Origin of the sequence: Teichococcus vastitatis (genome assembly GCF_003604215.1) — a bacterium.
In the GTDB taxonomy this organism is placed as follows: domain Bacteria; phylum Pseudomonadota; class Alphaproteobacteria; order Acetobacterales; family Acetobacteraceae; genus Pseudoroseomonas; species Pseudoroseomonas vastitatis.
The window spans coordinates 1-21,602 of the sequence record NZ_QXGS01000043.1 but is presented as its reverse complement, the minus strand read 5'-3'; the positions used below and the strand labels follow the sequence as shown (position 1 = coordinate 21,602).

The following is a 21,602-nucleotide window of genomic DNA, read 5'->3' as shown; positions in this document are numbered from 1 at the left end:
CGCGCCTCGCAGGCGAGGTGGATGATCGCGTGATGCCCGCCTTCTCCTCCGGGCAATGGGCCGGCACCGTGCCGGCCACCCATGCGGCGATCGGCCACACCGATCTGCTGTTCATGGCCGGCGGCGGTGTCATGGCGCATCCGGGCGGGCCGGCCGCCGGTGTCGCCAGCATCCGCGAAGCCTGGGATGCCACCATGCGGGGCGAAACGCTGGATGCCGCGGCGCGCGGGCATGCCGCGCTGCGCCAGGCGCTCGACACCTTCGGCGCGCGATGAACGGCCCCGAATACGGCTGGTACGGGGACGATTTCACCGGTGCCACCGACACCCTGGCGGAGCTGGCGAGCCGCGGGATGCGAGCCCTGCTGTTTCTCGGCCTTCCGGATGCGGCGCGGCTGAAGCGGGCTGGCCCGCTTGACGCAGTCGGCCTCGCCGGTGCGTCGCGCGCCTTGGTGCCAGGGGCCATGGCGGCGGAGCTGGCGCCGGTGGGCCGGTTCTTCCGCGACCTCGGCGTGCGGATGATGCACTATAAATGCTGCTCCACCTTTGACAGCGCGTCGGAGGTGGGCAGCATCGGCAGTGCGGTCGCCACGCTGCGGCCCTTCTTCTCCAACCCGTTCCGGCCGATCGTGGGCGGGCAGCCGAATCTCGGCCGCTACACGCTGTTCGGCCACCTGTTCGCGGCGGCGGGCACGGGCGCCGCGGTTCACCGCATCGACCGCCATCCCACCATGCGCGCGCACCCTGTCACTCCCATGGCCGAGGCCGATCTGCGTCTGCATCTCGCGGCGCAGGGGCTCGATGCTGTGAACCTGCCCTATCTCAGCTACGACCATGGTGAGCTGGCGACGGAGATGCTGCTGGACCGGCTGCTCGCCGCCGAGCCGGATGCCGTGCTCATGGATGTCAGCCGGGAGGCGGATCTCGCGGCCATCGGGCACCTGCTCCGGTCCCGCAGCCTGCGGGCGCCGCTTCTCGCCGTCGGGCCAAGCGGCGTCGCGCAAGCCTGGTGCGCCGGCACGGCCATCGGGCCGGGCAGGGCGGTGCTGGGCCGCAAGGCCGGACCGGTCCTGGTTCTCGCGGGCAGCCTGTCCCCGGTGACGCGCCGGCAGGTTGCCGAGGCCACGGATTACCGGTGCCTGACCGTCGATCCCGCCGTCCTGATCGACGACGCGGCCGGCGCGGCCGCGACAACCGCCGAAGCCTGCCGGCTGCTGCGGGCGGGCGAGGACCTCCTGATCGTCACGCAATCGCCGGGTGACGCGGCGCCGGCGTCAGACAAGGTGGCCGCGGCGACCGCGACGCTGCTCGCCCAGATCATGCAGCAGCATCCTGTCCGGCGCCTCGGCATCGCGGGTGGAGATACGTCGAGCTTCGGGACGCGGGCACTGGATCTGTGGGGGCTTTCCCATGTGGGGTCCCTGGCGCCCGGCATCGCACTCTGTCACGGGCACAGCGACAATCCCGTGCTCGACGGGCTGGAGGTCATGCTCAAGGGAGGCCAGATGGGAGCGCCCGACCTGCTGGCCCGGTTCCGGGTCTGAGTCGCTCGCCCGCGACCGTGCCGAACCGGGGCGAGGTCCGCTTCGAACACTCAGTTCCGAAGCGCCGCCTTGGGCATGGCCGGAGTGTTGACGCCGCGCCCGACCCGCTCAGCTGGGCTCGCGCAGGCGCCTCAGCCGCCGCTCTCCCGGATCACCGCATCAGGCCGCTGTTTTACTTCCGGCCGCAGCGCCGTTCCGAGGCCCGGCGCCTCGGGGGCCTGCACCAGGCCGGCCTTCAGCACCGGCAACTCCGTCACGAGGTCCCGGTACCAGGTGGCGAGGGTGGCGCGGACCACCTCCTGGAAGATGGCGGTCGGCGCATGCAGGGCCAGGTGAAGCCCGGCCATCAGCGTCACCGGCCCGGTGCAATCATGCGGCGCCAGCGGCTTGGCATGGGCCTCGGCCAGGGCAGCGATCTTGCGGCCCTCGGTGAGGCCGCCGCACCAGGCGAGGTCGAGCATCACCACATCCACCGCATCGGCGGCCAGCAAGGTGCGGTAGGACACGGCGCCGGCCAGCGTCTCGCTGCCGCAGATCGGCGTGCGGGTCTGCCGGCGCAGGTCGGCCAGGGCCTGGGCATCGTCCATCTTGGCGATCGGGTCCTCGGCCCAGAACACGCCGTGATCCTCCAGCGCGCGGCAGATGCGCGCCGCGGCCTGGGTGCCCCACAGGCTGTGCAGCTCCGCCATCACCTCGATGCGGGTGCCGACGGCGGCGCGGATCTTGCGGAACGGCTCCAGCCCGGCCTTGAGATCCTCCAGGCTGATCATGTGGCCGCCACTGGCGGGCGCATAGATGTCGAAGGGCCAGATCTTCATGGCCGCGTAGCCTTCCGAGAGCAGGCTTTCGGCCAGCGCACCGGCGTCGCGCATGAAGGCGATCTGATCGTCATAGGGACCGGCGGCCAGGTCCGCCGCGCTGATGTCGCGCCGCGCCACCCCCTGCGTGTTGTAGGAATAGCCTGCACAGGTGTTGTAGGCGCGGATCTCGCTGCGCACGGTGCCGCCCAATGCCTCGTGCACGGGAATGCCGTGCCGGTGCCCGGCGAGGTCCCAGAGCGCGAGGTCCACGGCGCTCGCCGCGCGCACCTCGGCGCTGGCGCTGTGGAAGCCAAGATAGGGGGTCATGAGCTGGCGCGAGACGGCCTCGATGCGGCGGGCGTCGCGGCCGATCAACAGCGGTGCCACCTGTTCGTGCAGCACCGCCTCCACCGCCTGGGCGCCGCGAAAACTCTCGCCGAGGCCGGTCAGCCCTTCATCGGTCTCGATCTCGACCCAGATCAGGTTGGGCCGCTCGGCGATGCGAATGGTGCGAAGGCGGGTGATGCGGGACATGGAACCTCACTCGGCGCGGATGTTGTTGGCGCGGATGACCTCGCCCCAGCGGGCGGTCTCGCTCCTGACCTGTTCGCCCATGCGCTCTGGCGGACCGCCGAGCGGCACCACGGCGGCTTCCCGCAGGCGCTGGCGCAGGGCGGGATCGTCCAGCGCCTTGTTGAAGGCGGCGTTCAGCGCCGCGACGCGGTCCGGCGGCGTGCCGGCAGGCGCCAGGAAGCCGAACCAGCTGTCGATGACGATGCCGGGAATGCCCTGCTCAGCGAAGGTCGGCACATCCGGCAGTTCGGGGATGCGCTCGGCCGAGACGGCGGCCACCGCCCGCACCGTTCCGGCACGGAGATGCGGCAGGATGGAGGGCAGGTTGTCGAAGAAGACGTCGATCCGCCCGGCGATCAGGTCGGTGATGGCCGGTCCGCTGCCGCGATAGGGCACATGCACCCAGTGCAGCCCCAGCTTCTCCCGCAGGAGTTCGGGCCCCAGATGGTTGGAGGCACCGACACCGGAGGAGCCGAAGCTCAGCCCGTCCGGCCTGCGGGCGAGGTCCAGCACCGCGTTCAGGTCCCTGGCCGGCAGGCCGGGCCGCACCGCCATGACGTTGCGCACCGCCCCGGTCAGGATCACCGGCGTGAAGTCGCGCGCCAGGTCATAGCCGGAATCGCCGTACAGCGAGGGATTGGAGCCGCAGGTGCCGATGGTGCACTGGATCAGCGTGGTGCCATCCGGCGCGGCGCGGGCCACCTCGGCGGTGCCGATATTGCCGGCGGCGCCCGGGCGGTTCTCGACCACCACGCCAGCAGGCCAATGCGGTGCCGCGCCATGCGCCAGCAGCCGGGCGACGATGTCACTGGTGCCGCCGGGAGCGAAGGGCACAATGATGCGCAGCACCCGGTCCGGCCCCTGCGCCCGGGCAGGAAGCCAGGGCATCAGGAGGGCCAGGGCAATGGCCCATGCGGCGCTTCTGTTCATGGCGAGGCTTCCTCCTGGTTGCGGAGCCGAGCGGCCGGGCTGGTCTCACATCCAGCCGCATGGGCGCCGCAGCGGCGGCACCAGCTTCAGCTGCAGCCGGAATTTGTCAAACAGATTCTTCCAGAAGCGGCTCCTGTCAGAATGCTGGCGCATCTGAATTGACAGATTTTACATATCATCTAGCTTCGATCTCTGGTGTCCGGGCGTGCTCCTGGTGATCCCGGGCCGGCACTCTGCCGGCGGAGCGGGCATGGCCCCATCGGACAAGGAGACGCGCCGCATGGATCGTACCGAGAAGAGCAAGATGCTGGCCGGCGAGTTGTACGACGCCGGGGATGCCGAGCTTCAGGCCGACATGATGGCGGCGCGGCGATGGATGGTGCGCTACAACGCCATGCTGGACCACCCGGCCGCCGAGCGGCGGAGGGTGCTGGCGGAGCGGCTCGCCGCCGTCGGGGAAGGCGCCGTGATCCGCCCGCCCTTCCATTGCGACTACGGCTACAACATCAGCCTGGGCGCCGGCGTGTTCCTGAATTTCAACTGCGTGATCCTCGATGTCGTGCCGGTCACCATCGGCGACCGGACGCAGATCGGGCCGGGCGTGCAGATCCTGGCCGCCGACCATCCGCGCGACCCGGCCGGACGCGCCTCCGGCCTGGAGTTCGGGCGTCCCATCCGGATCGGCCGCAACGTCTGGATCGGCGGTGGCGCCTTGATCCTGCCCGGCGTCACGATCGGGGACGACGCCCTGATTGGCGCGGGCAGCGTGGTGACGCGGGACGTTCCGGCCGGAGCGACCGCATTCGGCAATCCGGCGCGGCTGCGGAGCTGAGCGATCCGGCCATGCCGCCATTCCCCGTTCCGGCACCCGGTCCATGATCCACCCGAACAGGCACCGTCCGCTGAGCGACGTGGTGCATGAGCGATTGCGCGACATGCTCACCTCCGGAGAATTTCCGCAGGGCGCCCGCCTGCCCGGCGAGCACGCGCTGGCCGAGCGCCTGGCCGTGTCCCGCCCGGTGCTGCGGCAGGCGCTCGCGCGGCTGCAGGCCGAGGGGCGGGTGGAATCCCGCAAGGGTTCCGGAACCGTTGTGCGGAACATCGGCCCGCCGCCGCTGAGCCTGTCCTATGGCGCCCTGAGCAGCATCCCGGACGTGCGTAGCTTTCTGGAGTTCCGCTGCGGCTTGGAGAGCGAGATGGCCGCCCGCGCCGCGGCCTGCCGCGATCCTTCCGCGCGCGCCGCCCTGCGCCACGCGGCCGGGGCGCTGGAAGCGGAGGCGTCCGCAGGGCGGCCAGCGGTGGAGGAGGACATCGCCTTCCATCTCGCCATCGCCCGCGCCAGCGGCAATCGCTTCTTCGTGGCCACGCTGGCGGCGCTGTCGGAGCAGACCCGCTTCAGCATCCGCCTCACGCGCGAACTCTGCACCCTCGCTTCCGCCGAGCGCCTCGCCGAGATGCAGGCGGAGCACGACCGGATCCTTGCCGCGATCGAGGCGGGGGACGTGGCGGCCGCGCACGCCGCGATGGCGGCGCATCTGCAGGGCGGCATCCGCCGGCTGTTCGGCCAAACCGATTGAGCCGCGTCCCGGGCCTGCCCCGGCCAGCCCCCGGGAATGAGGCCTCGGCGGGACGTACGGTCCTGCGCGAAGTTTCTCAGGCTGCGGCAGGACGCTGCACGATGACACTGCGGATGTGGTAGCGCATCTCGGCCGCCGCGATGGCGGCGTCGCCCCGTTCCATGGCATCGAGGATGCGGCGGTGCTCGGCGATCACGCGGCAGGTCCAGTGCGGGCGGCGCTGCTCCATGCCGCGGACCAGGCAGGCGCGGTCGTTCATGGTTTCCAATTGCCGGAGCAGGGCGGCGTTGCCGGCGGCGCGGCCGATGCGCAGGTGGAATTCGCCATCGAGGCTGTTCAGCGCGTCGAAATCCCCGCGCGCCAGCGATGCCTGCTGCGCCTCCACGATGGCTTCCAGCGCGGACACGCAGTCCGGCTCCCGCGCCACGGCCAGCATGACCGACATGCATTCCAGCGCCTCGCGCAGTTCGCAGAGATCGCGCACCTCCTCCCGGGTGAGTCGGACCACGCGGTAGAACCGCCCGAAGCGCTCCACCAGCCCGTCACCCAGCAGGCGTTGCAGGCATTCGCGCACGGGCGTGCGGCTGACACCGAAGCGTTTGCCGAGGGCCACCTCCTGGAGCTGGGTGCCGGGCGGCAGGCGAAGGGACGTGACCTCGGCTTTCAGTGCCGCGTAAAGATCCATCCCGCGCGGGGCCTGGATGAGGCCGTCAGCCTGCTCCTCATTCATGTCGCAGGCTTCCGGTATGCCGAAATCTCAGGCAGAGCCTTCTCAAAGCTTGGGCACCCGTGTCTCCACGCTGAATTTGCCGCGAAATCCGACCTTGTGCCACCTGTCATTTCGGGATGTATACTGAATCACGGTTTGCCAATGACAGTCGGGGGCATCGATGAACCAAGCTGCGCGTGGTGCCGGGCTCTCCCGGCGCAGTCTTCTGGCCGCCGGCACCGGGGCCGCCCTGGCCCCCCTGACGGGGCCGCGCGGCGCCGCGCTTGCGGCGCCGGGGGTGCTGCGCGCCGCCATCTCCGGCTACAACGTGATCAACACGCTCGACCCGGCGGTCGCGGCCTTGATCCCGGAATACTACGTGATCTGGAGCCTCTATAACGGCCTGCTCAAATTCGATGCGCAGATGCGGCCCGTGCCCGATCTGGCCGAGAGCATCCAGGTTGCCCAGGACGGCGTGCTGGAGTTCAGGCTGCGGCGCGGCGTGACATTTCACGATGGCAGCGACTTCACCGCCGACGACGTGAAGTTCACCCTGGAGCGGCTGCTGGACGAGAACACCCGATCGCCGAACCGCAGCAAGGTCTCGGCCATCAGCCTGATCGAGGTGCCGGACCCCTTCACGGTCCGCATCAGGACCAGCGCCCCGTTCGCGCCGCTGCTGACCTTTCTCACCAATGCGCGCACCGGCACGCAGATCCTGTCGCGCAAGGCGGTCATGGCCGACCCCGCCGGCTTCGGCCGCAAGCCGGTCGGCACCGGGCCCTACAGGCTCCGGAGCTGGGAGGCCAACCAGGCCATCAGGCTGGCCGCTTTTCCGGGATATTTCGACGCCGCGCCGAAGATCCCGGAGGTGGAGATCCCGCTCATCGCCGAGGAAACCAGCGGCGTCACCGCCCTGCTCGGCCGGCAGGTGGACCTGACCAGCACGGCGCCCTTCGCCGACATCCCGGCGCTGGAGAAGAACGCGGCGGTGAAGGTGCTGAAGCAGCCGGGCCTCAACACCCGCTTCATCTCTCTCAACAACCTCAAGCCGCCCTTCGACGACGTACATTTCCGCCGCGCCGTTTCGCTGGCCATCAACCGCGACGTGTTGGTGCGGGTGGTGCTCTTCGGCGAGGGTTTCGCCACCCCGGGCCTGATCCCGCCCTCGCTGACGGCAGCCTACGATCCCGCGCCGAAGCCGCTTTCCACCTTCAATGCCGCCCGCGCCAAGGCGGAACTGGCCAAATCCAAATATGGTCCCGGCACCAAGGCCACCATTCTCACCTGGGGATCGGGATGGTGGAAGCGCATCGGCGAGGTGGTCGCGGCGCAGGTGAACCAGGTGCTGGGTACGCAGCTCACGGTCGAGGTGACGGAAGCCAACACGGTGTTCTCCCGCATCCGCGCAGGCGACTACCAGGCCGGCACCTGGGGCTGGCTCGGCATGATCGACCCGGACGAGTATTCCTACGATCTGCTGCACAGCGATGGCTGGCGCAACTTCGCGCAATACAAGAACCCGCAGCTAGATGCCTTGCTGATCCGGGCGCGGCAGGAGCTCGATCCGGCGAAGCGCGGCGCGCTGTACCGCGAGAGCGAGCATCTGTGGCTCGAGGATATGCCGGTGATCCCGCTCTTCTGCTCCAACGTGCACAACCTGCTGGCCGCCAATGTGAGCGGCTTCACGCAGCTGCCCTATGCGAATTTCGGTGACCAGTTCGCCACCATCACCATCGGATAGGCGCTGTTGTCCCCGATCGCCTTCCGCAGGATGCTGCGCCGAGCGGGCATCCTGCTTCTCACCATGTCGGCCGGCGCGCTGGTGGTGTTCTTCGCCATGAAGGCCGCCCCGGGCGACCCGGCGCTGGCGGCCCTGGGCGAGAATGCGCGGCCGGAGCTGGTGGCGGCCTTCCGCCGCGAGCACAATCTCGATCAGCCGGTGGTGCTGCAATTCATCGCCTGGATCACCGGCGCGGTGCGGGGCGATTTCGGCCGCTCCCTGACATTGGCGGGTGGCGTGCCGGTCGGCCAGCTGATCGCCAGCCGCCTGCCGGTCACGGCCTTTATCGGCTTCTACGCCTTGATCCTTGCCGCCGGCGTGTCGCTTCTGGTCGGCATCGTGGCGGCGTTGCAGCGCGGCCGCTTCCTCGACACGGCGATGACGTCGCTGGCGGTGCTGGGCGTGTCCATGCCGGATTTCTGGCTCGGCTACGTGCTGGTCTTCTTTCTGGCCCTGAATGTTCCGCTGTTTCCGTCCTACGGCTTCGTTTCCCCGGCGGACTCGCTGGGCGGCGCGCTGTTGTCGGGCTTTCTGCCGGCGGTGGCGATCGCGGCGCCGATGGCGGCGGTGTTCTCCCGCGTGCTGCGCGCCGCGCTGCTGGACGTGATGCACCGGCCCTATGTGCAGGTGCAGCGCTCGCTCGGGCATGGGCCGGCCTTTGTTTTCGTGCACAGCATCCTGCGCAACGCGCTGATCCCCTACGTCACCGTGATCGGCTTGCAGGTGCGCTATCTCCTGGGCGGCGTGGTGGTGATCGAGCGGGTCTTCGGGATTCCCGGACTGGGTTCGCTGATGGTCGATGCGGCCTTTGGGCGGGATTACCCGGTTATCCAGGCCTGCGCGCTGACCTTTCTGGTGATCGTGCTGCTGACCAACCTGCTGGTGGACCTGCTCTGCACGCGGCTTGACCCGAGGGCAAGGGCATGACCGGCGGGATGCTGCGCACCCTCCTCGGCAACCGCACGCTGCTGCTCGGCAGCCTCGTCACGCTGGTGGTTCTTCTGGGCATCGTCTTCGGCCCCATGATCTCGCCCTACGATGCCGAGGCGATGGATTTCATCGACGTGCTGACGCCGCCCGATGCCAGCCACTGGCTGGGCACCGATTCCTTTGGCCGCGACGTGCTGACGCGGGTTCTGGCCGGCGGCCGCATCTCCTTCTTCGCCAGCTTCTGCGGCGTGCTGCTGGGTGCCGCCATCGGCACCATCCTGGGCATGAGCGCCGCCTGGCACGGCGGCTGGCGGGAGGCCGGGCTGATGTCGGCCTGCGACCTGCTCTTCGCGTTTCCGAGCTTCGTCCTGGCGTTGTTCATGATGGTGGTGCTGGGCTTCGGCCTGCACAACGTCATCATCGCCATCGGCCTGACCTACCTGCCGATCTTCGCGCGCCTCTCGCGGAACCTCACCAGAAGCCTGATGCACGAGCCCTTTGTGCAGGCGGCGCGCCTGATGGGGCAGCGCCCGGCCCGCATCCTGGCGGTGGAGATCCTGCCCAACATCCTGTCCACCCTGCTGGTGCAGGCGAGCGTCGGCGTCGCCTTCGGCATCGTGATGGAGGCGGGGCTTTCCTTTCTCGGCCTGGGCGTGCAGCCGCCCACCCCTTCGCTCGGTGTGATCCTCGCCGATGGGCGCGAATACTTCCAGCGCGGCCCCTGGGTGCTGACGCTGACGGGCCTCGTCGTCTCGGTCGCCCTGCTCGGCCTCAACCTGCTGGGCGATGGCCTACGCGACCTGACGGACCCGAGGCTGCGCAAGGCGGCGGGTCCATGAGCGCGCTGCTGAAGGTCCGCAACCTGCGCATCCATGCCGGCCCGGTCGAGGTGGTGCGGCAGGTCGACCTGGTGCTGAACGCCGGCGAGACCCTGGGCGTGATCGGCGAATCGGGCTCCGGCAAGACCGTCACCTGCCTCGCGTTGCTTCGCCTGCTGCCGGACGGTCTGACCGCCGGGGCCGACGCCATGGTGTGGCGCGACGCCGATCTCGGCTCGCTCAGTGACCGGGAGTTCCGCCCGTATCGCGGGCGCCAGATGGCCATGGTGTTCCAGGACCCGGTGGGCTCCTTCAACCCCGTGAAAACCATCGGCTGGCATCTGCGTACGGCACTGGACCGGCGGCGCGCCGGGGCGCCCTGGCGCCCCCTGGCCGTCACGCTGCTGGCCGATGTCGGCATTCCCCATCCGGACGCCGTGCTGGAGCGCTACCCGCACCAGCTCTCGGGCGGCATGCTGCAGCGGGCGCTGATCGCCATGATCGTGGCGCTGGAGCCGGGCCTGATCATCGCGGACGAGCCCACCACGAATCTCGACAACATCGTGGAGCAGCAGATCCTGGCCTTGTTCCGCGACCTGCAGGAGCGGCTTTCGGCGGCCTTCGTGTTCATCACCCACGACATCGGCATCGCGGCACAAATCAGCGACCGGCTGCTGGTGATGTATGCGGGAGAGGTGGTGGAAACCGGGCCGGCCGCCGCGATCCTGGCAGCACCGCGCCATCCCTACACGCGCGGCCTGATCGCCACCGCCAGGGCGCTCACGGCGCGGGCCGAGACGCTGGCGGAGATCCCCGGTCAGCTGCCTCTCCCGGGCGCGCGGCCCACGGGCTGCGTGTTCCGCCCGCGCTGCGCCGTCGCGCGGCCGGGCTGCGAGGCACCGCAGCCCTTGCGCGCGATCGCCCCGGGCCGCGCCATCCGGTGCCTGCTCGATGACTGAGCCGCTGCTGCGCATCGAGGATCTCACCGTCCGCTTCCGCGACCCGAACCGGGAGGGAGGCACGCTCACCGCCCTGGACGGCGTCAGCCTGGATGTCGCGCCGGGGGAGATCCTCGGCCTGGTGGGCGAGAGCGGCAGCGGCAAGACGACGCTGGGCAAGACGGCGCTGCGCCTGCACGAGCCCGCCGGCGGCCGCATCCTGCTGCGCGGCCGGGACATCGCGCACCTGTCGGAGGCGGCGCTGCGGCCGCACCGGAGGGCCATGCAGATGGTTTTCCAGGACCCGCTCTCCTCCTTCAATCCGCGCCAGACCATCGCCACCGCCATCGCCACGCCGCTGCTGCTGCATCGCCTCTGCTCCAAAGCGGAGGTTCGGGCGCGCGTGCTGGCCATTCTCGAGGAGGTCGGGCTGCCCGCCGCATTCGCGCCGCGTTTCCCGCACCAGATGTCCGGCGGCCAGTTGCAGCGGGCCGCCATCGGGCGCGCCCTGGCGCTCTCGCCGGACCTGATCGTGGCCGATGAGGCGGTGTCCAAGCTCGACGTGTCCGTCCGCGCGCAAATCCTGAACCTGCTGCGCGCGGTGCAGCGGCGCTCCGGCCTCGCGATGATCTTCATCACCCATGACCTGCACGTGGCGCGCTTCCTGTGTCACCGTGTCGCGGTGATGCATTTCGGCAAGCTGCTGGAGATTGGGCCGGTGGAGGAGGTCTTCGACCGGCCCCGGCACGACTACACCCGGGCGTTGATCGGGACGTTGCACAGCCCCGCGGCGAAGCAAGGGAACGCACCATGACCAAGCCGATGAGCCTCGGGCTCTCGATGCGCTATCTGGGCTATCATGCCGCCGCCTGGCGGCACCCGGCGGTGGATCCCGGCGGCGCGTCGGACCTCACGCATTTCGTCAATGTCGCGCGGCTGGCCGAGGCGGCGAAGTTCGACATGGTGTTCCTGGCCGACGGCATCGGCATCCGGGCCAAGGACGAGCCGCCAGGATCGCTCTGCCAATCCGCGCAGACGGCGGAGCTGGAGCCGCTGACGCTGCTGTCGGCGCTGGCCGCGCTGACCAGCCGCATCGGCCTCGTGGCCACCGCCTCCACCACCTACAACGAGCCCTTCCACATCGCGCGGAAATACGCCTCCCTCGACCGCATCAGCGGTGGCAGGGCAGGGTGGAACATCGTCACCTCCTGGTCGGACGCCGAGGCGCAGAACTTCAACCGCGACAGCCATCTTGACTACGGCACCCGCTACGAGCGCGCCGCCGAGTTTGTCGAGGTGGTCAAGGGATTGTGGGATTCCTGGGACGGCGATGCCTTCCGCCACGACAAGGCCGGCGGCACGTTCTTCGATCCCGCGAAGCTGCACGTGCTCAACCACGTCGGCAAGCACTTCAAGGTCAAGGGCCCGCTCTCGGTCGCCCGCAGCGCGCAGGGCCGGCCCATCCTGGTCCAGGCCGGCGCATCCGAGGCCGGCATGGAGATCGCCGCCGCGAGTGCCGAGGTGGTCTACGCCGTGCCGCACGACCTCGACACCGGCCGCGCCTATTACGCCGACCTCAAGCAGCGCGTGGCGAGAAACGGACGCGATCCTGATTCGCTGAAGATCCTGCCGGGCATCACCCCCTTCATCGGCCGGACCGAGGCCGAGGCCCGCGAGAAATTCGACCTGCTGAACGCGCTGGTCGAGCCGGAGCTGGGACTTTCCTACCTTTATGGCCAAATGGGCAACCTGTCCGCCCATCCGCTCGACGGGCCGGTGCCGGAGCCGAACGACCCGAAGGTCAAGAGCATCGCCAAGAACCTGCTGGCGCTGGCCCGGCGCGAGAACCTGACGATCCGGCAGCTCTACACCACCATCGCCGCCGGGTTCGGCTCCCGCATCCTGGTGGGCACCGCCTCCCAGATCGCCGACGAGATGGAGGCGTGGGTGGAGGCGGGCGCCGCCGACGGCTTCAACATCTGTGCCGCCGCCCTGCCCATCGGCTTGCAGGACTTCGCCGCCGAGGTGATCCCGGAGCTGCAGCGACGCGGACGGTTCCGCACCGACTACGCCGGTTCCACGCTCCGGAGCCATCTGGGCCTGCCCCTGCCCGAGAGCCGCTACGGAACCCCCGTGGTGCCGCCGCGTTGAGCCGGCCAGGCTGATCTTGCCGCCAATCCCGCTGCCGGGACCGGTTCACGGATCGCCCTCCGCCGGAACCGGGGGTGCGGCCGTTCCGCTGGATGGGCAGGAACTGCCCGTCATCCATTCGCGCAGCTTGGACCATCTCGGCCGCGTGTTCCTGTTCCGGACGGCGATGGCGAGCGCCCTTCGCTGCCCCACCAGCACCACCAGGCGCTTGCCCCGGGTCACGCCCGTGTAGAGCAGGTTCCTGGCCAGCATGGCGTAATGCTGCGTCGTGACCGGTATCACCACGGCGGGATATTCCGAGCCCTGTGCCTTGTGGATCGTGGTGGCATAGGCAAGCACCAGCTCGTCCAGTTCGCCGAAGCTGTAGACGACCTCCCGTTCCTCGAAGCGGACCGCGAGTTCTCCTTCCTCGAGGTCGATGCGGCAGATGACGCCGAGATCCCCGTTGTAAACCTCGCGGTCATAGTCGTTGGTCACCTGCATGACCTTGTCCCCGGGACAAAAGGTCCAGCTGAAGCGCTCGACCCGCTGATCGCCCGGCGGGTTCAGCGCCTTCTGCAACTCGATGTTCAGCGCGCGCGCGCCCAGGCCGCCCCGGTTCATCGGGCACAGCACCTGCACATCCCGGACCGGGTGCAGCCCGAACCGGGCGGGAATGCGGTCCCGCACCACGGCCAGAAGCTTGCGCACGCCTTCTTCCGCGTCGTCCGCCTCCACGAAATGGAAGTCCGAACGGCTGTCATGGCGCAGCTCGGGCATCTCGCCCTGGTTGATCCGGTGGGCATTGACGATCACCTGGCTCTGGGCCGCCTGCCGGAACACCTCGGTCAGCCGGACCGCCGGCAGCGTCCCGGCCGAGATGATATCGGCCAGCACCTGCCCCGGCCCCACCGAAGGCAGCTGGTCCACGTCTCCCACCAACAGCAGGGCAGCCTCGTCCGGCAGCGCCCGGAGCAGGGCCCGCATCAGGAGCACGTCCACCATCGAGGTTTCGTCCACCACCAGCAGTTGGCATTCCAGCGGGCGCTCCTCGTTACGCTTGAACCCACCGGTCTTGGGATCGGTCTCGAGCAGGCGGTGGATGGTCCGGGCCTCCAGCCCCGTGCTGTCCATCAGCCGCTTGGCGGCCCGGCCCGTGGGAGCGCAGAGCGCGACCTGCACCCTTTTCGCCCGCAGGACCTGCAGAATGGAATTCACCAGCGTCGTCTTGCCCACGCCGGGCCCGCCGGTGATCACCAGCACCTTGGCGCGCAGGGCCAGCCGGAAGGCCTCGCGCTGGCTGGGCGCGAGGGACAGGCCGGTTCTGCCCTCCACCCAGGGGATGGCGCGCCCGGCATCGATGGCGGGCCAGGGCGGCGCTCCGGCGGCGAGGGCCCGGAGCCGCTCCGCGATGCCCTGTTCGGCCCGGTACAGCCCGGCCAGGAAAACGCAGCGCTGGTCTCCCAGCCGGTCGGCGATCACCTCGCCCGCATCGATCTCCAGCGCCAGCGCGGTCTCGATCAGGGCGGGGGCCACGGCGATCAGGGCGGCGGTCTGCGCCGTCAGCTCCTCCACCGGCAGGCCGCAATGCCCGGCGCCCGTGGCCTCGGCCAGCGCGAACGAGATGCCGGCGCGCACCCGGATGCTGGCGGTGGGCTCGATGCCGAGCTTCTGCGCCACGAGGTCGGCCGTGCGGAAGCCGATGCCCCGGATGTCGCGGGCCAGACGGTAAGGGTTCTCGGTGATCACCTGCACGGCGTTGGCGCCATAGGTCTTGTAGATCCGCACGGCGCGGGAGGTGCCGACCCCGTGGGCGTGCAGGAACAGCATGATCTCGCGGATCACCTTCTGCTCGGCCCAGCCGGCGACGATGCGGGCGGCCCGCCGGGGGCCGATGCCCGTGACCTCCCGCAGGCGGCCGGGCTCGGCCTCGATCAGGTCGAACACCGCCTCGCCGAACGCCCGCACCAGCTTCCTGGCATAAACCGGGCCGATGCCGCGGATCATCCCCGAGCCGAGATAGCGCTCGATCCCTTCCAGCGTGGTGGGTGGGCTGGCCTTCAGGAAGCCGGCCCGGAACTGCAGCCCGTGCGTCCGGTCGTTGGTCCAGCTGCCCGAAAGCTGGACCCACTCGCCGGCCGAGATCGTCGCGGCATGGCCGACCACCGTGACCAGATCCTTGTGCCCGCGGGCCTTCACCCGCAGCACGCAGAAGCCGTTCTCGGCATTGTGGTAGGTGACGCGCTCGACCAGACCGGCCAGGGCCTCGGTGGGCGCGGAGGGGGCGGTCGCGGAAGCCATTGCCTTTCAAGCCAGTCCGTTGAACGCCAACAGCGTGGCGCAAGGCCCGGGACAACGCCACACCGGCCGGGCGGCTCTCCGCCAATGATCTGCAAGATGGGGCTGGTCGGCGAAATCAAGAACCTTTAGAGAACATCTGAAGGGCGCCCATGACCGACCAGATCGTCATCACCGAGAAAACCAGCCAGGCCAAGGACGTGCGCGCGGCGGTCGGCCAGCGATACGGCACCGTTCTGCCGGCGGAAGGCCACCTGTTCGACCTTGTGGAGCCGGAGGAGGTGGTGCCTGCCTGGAAACGCTGGTCGGCGGTGCTGCTGCGCCCCGACGGCCTGTACGGCACCAAGCCGGCCTCGGGCGGCAACAAGACGGCCAAGCTCAAGGCCATCAAGGCCGCGCTGAAAGGCGCGCGCTGCGTTTGGCTCGCCACGGATTGCGACCGGGAAGGTCAGCTGATCGGCCAGGAGATCCTGGAGCACCTGAAGTACCGTGGCCGGGTGATGCGGGTCATCTTCACCGCGCAGGACCCGCAGACCATCCGCGCCGCCTTCGCCGGCGCCCGGCCGAATGCCGAATACGCCCGTCTCTATGCCGCGGCCGTGGCCCGCCGGCAGGCCGACCAGATCTACAACCTGTCCCTGACCCGCACGGCCACCGTGACCCTGGCGCGCGGCGCGCGCACGGTGATCGGTGTGGGGCGGGTCAAGACGCCGACCCTGGCCATCGTGTGCCGGCGGGAGCTGGAGATCCGCAACTTCGTCCCGCAGACCTATTTTGAGGTGGTGGTGACGGCCGAGGCCGCGGCCGGCCGGCTGCGGATGCGGCACGCGCCGAAGGAGCGCATCCTGAAGCGCGAGGATGCCGAAGCCATCGCTGCCATGGCCGAGGGCCACGAGGGCCCGCTGGCCGTGAAGGTCGAGGACAAGCGCCAGGGCCCGCCCCGCCTGCACGACCTGCCCTCGCTGCAGAAGCTCTGCGGCTCCCGCTTCGGCTGGTCGGCGGCGCGCACGCTGGAGGTGGCGCAGCAACTCTATGACGGCGAAGGCAAGAAGATCATCACTTATCCCCGCGCCGAGACGCGCTTTCTGCCGGAAAGCCTGATCCCGGACGTGCCGCGGATCGTGGCGGGGCTGCGCGTCGGCCGGGCCTTCGGCGCCATCCCGGTCCCTGTTCCGCCGGTGATCCGCCGAGGCAGCAGCGGCGCCTTCCACGACAAGGGCCTGGCCGGGGCCAGCCACCACGCCGTGATCCCCAACGTGAACACGGTGGACACGCTGCGCGAGGTCTGGCCGCGCTTGTCGGCCGATGAGCGCAAGCTGTTCGACGTGATCGCGCGCTCCTACCTGGCGGCCATGATGCCGGATTTCCGCTACCGGCAGACCACGGTCACCACTGACGTGCGCGGCCATCTGTTCCGCGCCGCCGGGCGCCAGCCGATCGAGCTCGGCTGGCGCGCCGCCTTCCCTGACTGGCAGCCGGCCGAGGAGAAGGGCGAGGACGCGCAGCTTCTCCCTGCGCTGCGCGACAGGGAGGCGGCCCGGCTGCAGGAGGCCACCGTCGAGAACAAGGAAACCCGCCCGCCACCCCGCTACAACGAGGGCACGCTGATCGAGGCGATGCAGAACGCCTGGCGCTTCGTGGCGGACGAGGCGCTGCAGGAGCGGTTGAAGGAGGCCAAGGGCATCGGCACGCCCGCGACGCGCGCCGAGATCATCCGCGGCCTGAAGGCGCAGGATTTCCTGGCGATCGATGGCAAGCACATCGTGCCCACGGCACGGGGCCTGTCCCTCCATGCGGTTCTGGAGCGGGCGGACCCCGCCCTGGTCGATCCCGGCGTGACCGCGCAGATGGAGCGCCTGCTGGATGAGATCCTGGTCGGCCAGCAGGAGATGGAAGGCGCCATCGACACGGTTTGCGCCCAGGCCAGCCGCATCATCGAGCGGCTGCAGGACAGATCGGCGTCCCTCGAGCCAATGCTGCCGGAGGGGCCGGCCGGGCGTGGCGGCCCCGATCGTCCGCCGACGCCGGCGATGAAGCGGTTCGTGGACAGTCTGGCCCGGCAGAAGGGCCTGAAGCCGCCACGCGGCTACACCAGTTCCGGCGCCCTATGCCGCAGCTTCCTCGACCAGCATGCCCCCGGCAAGGCCGCCACCGCCACCGCAAGGCCCGAGGAACCGGGACCGATGGAACGCGCCGCGCTTTCCGCGAGAACACGGGCTCCCGCGAAGGGGAGGGGCGCGGCCGGACCAAGGCGGCCCGCCCGCAAGACGGGGCGCGCGGGGCCGGCGGCCGAGGCCGGCGCAGCCGACCCGGCGACGGAAATTGCCGGCGGCGACACGCCATTGAACATCCCGTTCGGCAACAAGGAGGCCGCGCTCCGGATGGGGGCGCGCTACCGCCCCGGCGGCTGGTATGCGCCGGCCGGCGTCGAGCTGGGCTGCTTCCGCAAATGCGGATGGCTTTGAACTCCCCCGCATCGCCGGGGCGCCGTGAGATGCGCAGGGGCTGGCCGCGCGACCGCCGCCCTCATGCGGGAAGCGTGGCGGGTTCCTGACCATCCTGCGGCCGCGGCACAATATCCGCCCCGCTCGTCACGCCCGCCAGAACGGCTTGCGCGCCTCGACCCCTGCTTCGTAGGGCGTCGCGCCGATATCCCGCAGCATGCGCGCGTCGAACTCGGCCAGGCTGCGCCGCTCCCGCGAACGGGCGAGCATCAGCCCCCCTAAACGAAGCATGGTCCTGGATGAATCCGCCAGACGGCGGCCCGGCCGGGCCGTGGCCAGAGCGGAGAAAGGGATGCTCGTCATGAGGGATCACTCCGGATCGGCTGTGTTGCGGCATCATCTTGAACAGCCGCCGTTGCGCGGACAAACCAATTCGCTTGTGCCTGAGGCTTAGCGCAGCTAAGCCATATCCCATGCCCAACAAGCTGCCGCCGCTGGCCTCGCTGCGGGCCTTCGAGGCCGCCGCCCGCCATCTCAGCTTCACGAGGGCGGCCGAGGATCTGCTGGTGACGCCGGGCGCCGTGAGCCAGCAGGTGAAGCAGCTCGAGGATTGGCTGGGCGTCGCGCTGTTCCGCCGCCTGCCGAAGGGCGTGCTGCTGACCGATGCGGGGCAGCTTTATGGCGGTGAACTTCGGGACGTGTTCTCGCGGCTCGCCCTTGCGAGCGAGCGGGTGCGCCGTTACGCCGCGTCGCCGGTGCTCACCATCAGCACCTCGCCCTCGCTGGCCGCGCGCTGGCTGATCCCGCGCCTGGGCGAGTTCCGCGCCCGCCACGCCGACATCGATGTCCGCATCGAGGTGAACCCGGCGCCGACCGACTTCGCGCGCGAGAACGTCGACGTCGCGATCCGCCACGGGCCCGGCCCGTCCTGGCCGGGACTGCAGGCCGACCTGCTGTTCCCGACCGTGCTTTTTCCGGTGTGCAGCCCGCTGCTGGCCGAGACCGGGCCGCCGCTGCGCGTGCCGGCCGACCTCGCCCATGTCACCCTGCTGCACGAGGATCCGTGGTTCGATGCGCTGGGGCGGATCCAGGACCTGACCTGGAGCGCCTGGCTCGCCGCGGTTGGCGCGGGCGGGGTGGACGCGTCCCGCGGCCTGCACTTCGCGCAAACCCATATGAGCCTGCAGGCGGCCCTGGCGGGGCAGGGCGTGGCGCTCGGCACCCAGTTGCTGGCCGGCGAGGATCTCCGTGCCGGCCGCCTGGTGCGGCCGCTGCCGCAGGAGGTGAGAACCGAGCACAGCTACTGGTTCGTTTGCCCGGAGGGCGCCGTGACGCGGCCCCGCATCGCCGCCTTCCGGGCATGGCTGCTGGAGGAGGCGGCACGCGAACGGAATGCCGCGGCTGCGGGCTGCGGCGGCAAGCCCGCGACAACCCGCCGCGGAGCAGGCCGGCGCAAGAGGGCGTAGCGGACCGCGACGGCGCGAGGCGCGTCGGGCCGGGGCACCGTCGGATGCCCTGGCCCGGCCGCCTGAAGCCGGAATGCTGCCAGCAGGAAGAAGCGCTGTCTTGCTGCCGGCGGGGTCAGGCGAACAGGATGCCGAACTGGTCCGGCGTCTCGTTCATGATGTTCGCTGCGGTCAGGGCACGATGCTCGGCGCTTTCGGAGAAGCCCAGCACCGCATCCGCGCGGCTGATCACGTTGCGGTCGATGGCATTCCCCCAGGCGGCCTTGCCGGCCGGATCGGCGGCCCGATCCAGCGCGTTGTTGTACAGCAGCTCGACGAAGTCGCCTGTGCTGGTGGCGCTGCCATAGCGTGCCTTGAACTCGGCGCTGGCGGTGAAGCCGTTCACCACATCCGTCACGGTGAAGATGCCGGCATCCATCCCCTCGCGCCACGCCTGGAGTCCGGCCCGGTCGGGCAGCCGGCCCAGCGTCGTGTCGTAGAGCCGGGCCAGGAACGCCGCGTTCTCCGAGGCGTCCCAGATGCCGGGTGCGACATCCTCCGCCGTGCGGGCGCGGTTCTCGGCGCTTTCCGAGAAGCCGGCCAGCCCGCCCGCTCGCGTGATGCTGCCGTTTTCCAGCCCCGTGACCCATCCCGCCTTGCCGCCCGGGTCCGAAGCACGCCCCAAGGCATTGTTGTAGAGCAGCTCCACGTAGTCGGCATTGGACAGGTTCGCGCCGTAGCGCTGGGCGAATTCCGGACTCTGCAGAAAGGCGTCCGTGACGCTTGTCAGCGGGGCACCCCTTTGCCGGACGTCGAGCCAGGCGTTCAGCCATGCCTGGTCGGCCGGGCGGCCGAGCGCCACCTCGTACAGGCGGACGATCTGCGCCGCAGCGCTGTCGGGGCCGAGATGCAGGGTGCCGTCCACGAAGCGCACGGCCTCGACGCCGCGCAGCAGGTGGGTGCCGCCGCCCAGATCCAGGCGCAGGCCATCCTCGGGAAGCGCCGTCGATCGTGTCCCGCGGAAGCCCTCTCCGGTGACCAGCACGTCGTAGCCGCCACCGGCCTCCAGCCACTCATTGCTGGGCGGGAGGAACCGCACCTCATTCTCGTTGCCGCGCCGCACCAGGCGCTCGAAGGTGACGCCCGACAGGTTGGTCAGGTCCGGCGCGGCCGCGAAGGCGGGGAAGTCCTGCGACACCGCGATCGGCCCCGCTCCGGTGAAATTCGACACCCAGTTCTGCGCCAGCACCGGCACCACCACGTCCCGGCCCATGATGGCGTTCGGCGCCTCTGCGTTGGATGCGACGAAGCGCACGCCGGGCAGCGTGCTCGCCGCCGTCTCGCCCTGGAAGGTGCCGTTGTTTAGGATGAAGCCCGCATTGCTGCCGAGATAAAGCGCCATGCGGCCTTCCGGCGTGCGCTCCACCACCTGGAAGCCGGTGTGGCCATAGATGGTGAGGGTGTCCCCCTCGGCCGGGTTGAAGTCCAGCAGCAGGTCCACGCCGTCCCCGGCCTGGTAGACGAAGGCATCCGCGCCGCCATTGCCTTCCAGCATGTCGCCGGTGGCGACGCCGGTCGCATGCCCGTCTCCGTCGAGCGACATCCGCCCGGCATCGCGGCCGCCGATCACGATGTCGGTGCCGTCGGCGCCTTGCAGGCTGTCATCGCCATTGCCGCCGGCGACGACGTCATGGCCCTGGTTGCCGGTCAGGATGTCGTTCCCGGCACCGCCGAAGAGGTAATCGTCACCGTTCTCGCTCTGCATGTTGTCGGCGCCAGATCCGGCGATCAGCACGTCATTGCCGTTGCCGCCCTCGCCGATGTCGTCGCCCGACCCGCCGAGCAGGATGTCGTCGCCTTCCCGCCCCTGCACATTGTCGTTGCCGGCGCCGCCGTCGAGGACATCATCCCCGCCGTGGCCATTCAGCGAATCATTGCCGGCACCACCATAGAAACTGTCATTGCCGCCGAGGCCGTTGATGGAATCATCGCCGCCATTGCCATGGACGATCTCGGCATAATCGGTGCCGGGATAACCGTCATTGCCGTTGCCCAGGCCGAGATTGGGCGCGTAGTTGGGCGAGCGCCCGAGATCCAGCACCAGCCCGGCACCGCCGCGCAGGTCGGAAACTCCCGGTGCGAGCGTGACCAGCAGGCTGGAAACGCCGTTCACCGGGGAAGCGTCGCTGTCGATCGCCTCGTCTGCGCCACGGTCCTGCGCGGTGAAGGCCGTGCCGATCAGCGGCGCATAGCCGACGCGATAGCTGCCGGCCTGCAGGTTGAGGAAGGCATAGTGGCCGGCGGCATCCGTGACGGTGGCTGGGCCGAGCGGCTGTCCCGCCGCGTCGAGCAGCCGCACGCGCACGCCCTGGAGCAACTGCTCCCCCGCGTCGCGCAGGCCATTGCCATCGGCGTCGAGCCAAACATCGCCGCCCAGCAGCGTCGTCGAGGTGAGGAACCCCGCCGAAAGGTTGGCCACCGACTGGCCGGAGGTGACGGCAAAGCTGGCGCTGCGCCCGGTGGCTGGGTTGGCGTCGCTGTCCACCGCGTCATTGTTGCCCTGGTCCTGCGGGCTGAACCCGGTGCCCGGGGGTGCGAGGAACTCCACCTAGTGTCCTGATTCCGTAGTTCCTCCGATCGTCTGGGAGCGAAGGCAGAAGCGCTGGATGGCGGCGAGAATGTCG

General features: G+C 69.9%; 18 protein-coding genes. 12 read left to right on the top strand and 6 right to left on the bottom strand.

From position 1 onward, the window contains the following. On the top strand, positions 1-275 hold a 275-nt coding region (locus tag D2K64_RS20695), incomplete at its 5' end, for a RuBisCO large subunit C-terminal-like domain-containing protein (RefSeq protein WP_238384341.1). Next, positions 272-1,543: a four-carbon acid sugar kinase family protein gene (locus D2K64_RS20690; RefSeq protein WP_120010274.1), complete on the top strand. Its 1,272-nt coding sequence runs from the start codon at positions 272-274 to the stop codon at positions 1,541-1,543. The genes D2K64_RS20695 and D2K64_RS20690, both read left to right, overlap by 4 nt. 131 nt (positions 1,544-1,674) lie before the next feature. Here the strand turns inward: D2K64_RS20690 and D2K64_RS20685 are convergent, their stop codons facing one another. Then, the gene (locus tag D2K64_RS20685; RefSeq protein WP_120010273.1) at positions 1,675-2,877 is read right to left on the bottom strand and encodes a mandelate racemase/muconate lactonizing enzyme family protein; all 1,203 of its coding nucleotides are present in this window, start codon (positions 2,875-2,877) and stop codon (positions 1,675-1,677) included. A 6-nt stretch (positions 2,878-2,883) separates the two neighbouring features. Next, complete coding sequence (locus tag D2K64_RS20680) at positions 2,884-3,846, bottom strand: Bug family tripartite tricarboxylate transporter substrate binding protein (RefSeq protein ID WP_120010272.1); 963 nt, start codon at positions 3,844-3,846, stop codon at positions 2,884-2,886. Positions 3,847-4,126: 280 nt separating this feature from the next. Here D2K64_RS20680 and D2K64_RS20675 point away from each other — a divergent pair, with 280 nt between their 5' ends. Together D2K64_RS20675 and D2K64_RS20670 are read left to right on the top strand one after the other, a co-directional pair. Then, positions 4,127-4,678, top strand: a complete 552-nt coding sequence (locus D2K64_RS20675) for a sugar O-acetyltransferase (RefSeq protein ID WP_120010275.1) — start codon at positions 4,127-4,129, stop codon at positions 4,676-4,678. 43 nt (positions 4,679-4,721) lie between these two features. Next, positions 4,722-5,423, top strand: a complete 702-nt coding sequence (locus D2K64_RS20670; RefSeq protein WP_120010271.1) for a FadR/GntR family transcriptional regulator — start codon at positions 4,722-4,724, stop codon at positions 5,421-5,423. Positions 5,424-5,499: 76 nt separating this feature from the next. On the opposite strand, the gene D2K64_RS20665 is transcribed toward D2K64_RS20670, so the two are convergent. Further along, complete coding sequence (locus D2K64_RS20665) at positions 5,500-6,153, bottom strand: GntR family transcriptional regulator (protein ID WP_120010270.1); 654 nt, start codon at positions 6,151-6,153, stop codon at positions 5,500-5,502. A gap of 160 nt (positions 6,154-6,313) precedes the next feature. Between D2K64_RS20665 and D2K64_RS20660 the strand changes: the two genes are divergently transcribed. From D2K64_RS20660 to D2K64_RS20635, 6 genes are read left to right on the top strand one after another with little or no spacing between them, the layout of a single operon-like run. Further along, complete coding sequence (locus D2K64_RS20660; RefSeq protein ID WP_120010269.1) at positions 6,314-7,876, top strand: ABC transporter substrate-binding protein; 1,563 nt, start codon at positions 6,314-6,316, stop codon at positions 7,874-7,876. Between the two features lie 6 nt (positions 7,877-7,882). Continuing rightward, on the top strand, positions 7,883-8,842 hold the full coding sequence (locus D2K64_RS20655; RefSeq protein WP_120010268.1) for an ABC transporter permease: 960 nt from the start codon (positions 7,883-7,885) through the stop codon (positions 8,840-8,842). 8 nt (positions 8,843-8,850) lie between these two features. Next, complete coding sequence (locus D2K64_RS20650) at positions 8,851-9,684, top strand: ABC transporter permease (protein WP_157986000.1); 834 nt, start codon at positions 8,851-8,853, stop codon at positions 9,682-9,684. Then, positions 9,681-10,622 carry an ABC transporter ATP-binding protein gene (locus D2K64_RS20645; RefSeq protein WP_120010266.1) on the top strand — a complete coding sequence of 314 codons (942 nt, stop codon included), beginning with the start codon at positions 9,681-9,683 and terminating at the stop codon, positions 10,620-10,622. Before D2K64_RS20650 ends, D2K64_RS20645 begins: the two co-directional genes overlap by 4 nt. Then, positions 10,615-11,415: an ATP-binding cassette domain-containing protein gene (locus tag D2K64_RS20640; RefSeq protein ID WP_120010265.1), complete on the top strand. Its 801-nt coding sequence runs from the start codon at positions 10,615-10,617 to the stop codon at positions 11,413-11,415. The genes D2K64_RS20645 and D2K64_RS20640 overlap by 8 nt, the downstream gene beginning before the upstream one ends. Next, positions 11,412-12,752, top strand: coding sequence for an LLM class flavin-dependent oxidoreductase (locus D2K64_RS20635; RefSeq protein WP_120010264.1), 1,341 nt, complete (start codon positions 11,412-11,414; stop codon positions 12,750-12,752). The genes D2K64_RS20640 and D2K64_RS20635 overlap by 4 nt, the downstream gene beginning before the upstream one ends. A gap of 45 nt (positions 12,753-12,797) precedes the next feature. Here the strand turns inward: D2K64_RS20635 and recD2 are convergent, their stop codons facing one another. Next, on the bottom strand, positions 12,798-15,032 hold the full coding sequence (gene recD2, locus D2K64_RS20630; protein ID WP_120010263.1) for an SF1B family DNA helicase RecD2: 2,235 nt from the start codon (positions 15,030-15,032) through the stop codon (positions 12,798-12,800). Positions 15,033-15,181: 149 nt separating this feature from the next. Here recD2 and D2K64_RS20625 point away from each other — a divergent pair, with 149 nt between their 5' ends. Then, a complete protein-coding gene (locus tag D2K64_RS20625; protein WP_120010262.1) occupies positions 15,182-17,494 on the top strand; it encodes a type IA DNA topoisomerase in 2,313 nt (770 codons plus the stop codon). 126 nt (positions 17,495-17,620) lie between these two features. Here the strand turns inward: D2K64_RS20625 and D2K64_RS20620 are convergent, their stop codons facing one another. Further along, positions 17,621-17,836: a DUF1127 domain-containing protein gene (locus D2K64_RS20620; protein WP_120010261.1), complete on the bottom strand. Its 216-nt coding sequence runs from the start codon at positions 17,834-17,836 to the stop codon at positions 17,621-17,623. 110 nt (positions 17,837-17,946) lie between these two features. Here D2K64_RS20620 and D2K64_RS20615 point away from each other — a divergent pair, with 110 nt between their 5' ends. Beyond that, on the top strand, positions 17,947-18,939 hold the full coding sequence (locus D2K64_RS20615; RefSeq protein ID WP_120010260.1) for a transcriptional regulator GcvA: 993 nt from the start codon (positions 17,947-17,949) through the stop codon (positions 18,937-18,939). 115 nt (positions 18,940-19,054) lie between these two features. On the opposite strand, the gene D2K64_RS20610 is transcribed toward D2K64_RS20615, so the two are convergent. Beyond that, the gene (locus tag D2K64_RS20610) at positions 19,055-21,526 is read right to left on the bottom strand and encodes a DUF4214 domain-containing protein (protein ID WP_120010259.1); all 2,472 of its coding nucleotides are present in this window, start codon (positions 21,524-21,526) and stop codon (positions 19,055-19,057) included. Between the last annotated feature and the right edge of the window lie 76 nt (positions 21,527-21,602).